This window comes from Tepidimonas sp. (assembly GCF_036824975.1).
GTDB lineage: Bacteria > Pseudomonadota > Gammaproteobacteria > Burkholderiales > Burkholderiaceae_C > Tepidimonas.
In genome coordinates, this window is sequence record NZ_DAISZC010000031.1 from 21452 (window position 1) to 23248 (window position 1797).

The window sequence follows — 1797 nt, forward strand, 5'->3', positions numbered from 1 at the left end:
CCACTGCTTACCGCCGCCACCACCACAGCAGCAGCGACAGCAGCACCGACACCAGCAGGCTGGTGCCCAGTGGAAAATAAAAACCGAATCCCTCGCGCTCGATGGCGATGTCGCCCGGCAGCCGACCCCAAGGCAGGCGGCTCAGCCACGGCCACGCCAGCCCGATCACGATCAGCACCACACCCAGCGCAATCAAAAATCGGGACATACCCCTCTATAATCGCACGATTTTTCGGGATATTCGGCGAAAACGGCAGGCGGCCTGCGGCGATGGGTTCGTGACGCTGCCGGGGGTTGTCGGCAGCCAACCGATGCGCGCAGGCAGGATCCGTGCAGCGACGGTGACGGATGCCGCCCCGCGCCAGCCGCGCGGGCCCGTTTATTTTCAGCCGATTCTGGCGGGCGCGGCGCCCATGGGCGCTTGCCCTTGTGTAGGATATTTTGGCATGGCTCTCATCGTTCACAAATACGGCGGCACCAGCATGGGGTCGACCGAGCGCATTCGCAACGTCGCCAAGCGTGTCGCCAAATGGGTGCGCGCCGGCCATCAGATGGTGGTGGTGCCCAGCGCCATGGCGGGCGAAACCAACCGCCTGCTGGGTCTGGCCAAGGAACTGGCCCCAGCCCAGCCCGGCAACGCCTATTACCGCGAGCTCGACCAGCTGGCCGCCACCGGCGAGCAGGTCTCGGTAGGCCTGCTGGCCATCGCGCTGCAGGCCGAAGGCATCGACGCCATCTCCTACTGCGGCTGGCAGGTGCCCATCCGCACCAACAGCGCCTACACCAAAGCGCGCATCGAATCCATCGACGAGCAGCGCATCCGGGCTGATCTCGCTGCGGGCAAAGTCGTCATCATCACCGGCTTTCAGGGGGTGGACGCAGCGGGCCATGTCACCACGCTCGGGCGCGGCGGGTCCGACACGTCGGCGGTGGCGGTGGCCGCCGCCATCAAGGCCGACGAGTGCCTGATCTACACCGATGTGGACGGCGTCTACACCACCGATCCGCGCGTCGTGCCCGAGGCGCGCCGGCTGGAGCGCATCAGCTTCGAGGAAATGCTGGAGATGGCCAGCATGGGCTCCAAGGTGCTGCAAATTCGCTCGGTGGAGTTTGCGGGCAAATACCGCGTACCCATCCGCGTGCTGTCCAGCTTCACCCCCTGGGACATCGACATCCACGAGGAGGCCCGCTCCGGCACCCTCATCACCTTCGAGGAAGACGCATCCATGGAACAAGCCGTCGTTTCCGGCATCGCCTTCAACCGCGACGAAGCCAAGGTCTCCGTGCTGGGCGTGCCTGACAAGCCCGGCATCGCCGCCCAGATCCTGGGTGCGGTGGCCGATGCCAACATCGAAGTCGATGTCATCATTCAGAACGTCAGCAAGGACGGCCGCACCGACTTCAGCTTCACCGTGCACCGCAACGACCTGGCGCGCGCGCTGCAGGTGCTGCGCACCCAGGTGGTGCCCGCGCTGGGCGCGGCCGACGTGGTGGGTGACGCGCGTATCTGCAAGGTCAGCATCGTCGGCATCGGCATGCGCAGCCATGTTGGCGTGGCCAGCCGCATGTTCCGCTGCCTGGCGCAGGAGGGTATCAACATCCAGATGATCTCCACCTCGGAGATTAAGACCTCCGTCGTTATCGACGAGAAGTACATGGAGCTGGCGGTGCGCGCGCTGCACCGCGAGTTCGACCTCGACCAGCCAACCGACACGCTGCAGGGAGCATGACGCTGCCACATAATGGCCGCATGCGTCGCAAGAAGCTGCCCATCGGCATCCAGACCTTCGCCAAGAT

2 protein-coding genes are annotated in these 1797 nt (G+C 65.2%); one reads left to right on the forward strand and one right to left on the reverse strand.

Going from position 1 to position 1797, the window contains the following annotated elements; genetic code table 11:
- Positions 1 to 7: 7 nt before the first annotated feature.
- The gene (locus V7Z54_RS05385; protein WP_334134943.1) at positions 8 to 208 is read right to left on the reverse strand and encodes a DUF2905 domain-containing protein; all 201 of its coding nucleotides are present in this window, start codon (positions 206 to 208) and stop codon (positions 8 to 10) included.
- A gap of 238 nt (positions 209 to 446) precedes the next feature.
- On the opposite strand from V7Z54_RS05385, the gene V7Z54_RS05390 reads away from it, so the two are divergent.
- Positions 447 to 1730 carry an aspartate kinase gene (locus V7Z54_RS05390; RefSeq protein WP_334134945.1) on the forward strand — a complete coding sequence of 428 codons (1284 nt, stop codon included), beginning with the start codon at positions 447 to 449 and terminating at the stop codon, positions 1728 to 1730.
- The last annotated feature ends 67 nt before the right edge of the window (positions 1731 to 1797 follow it).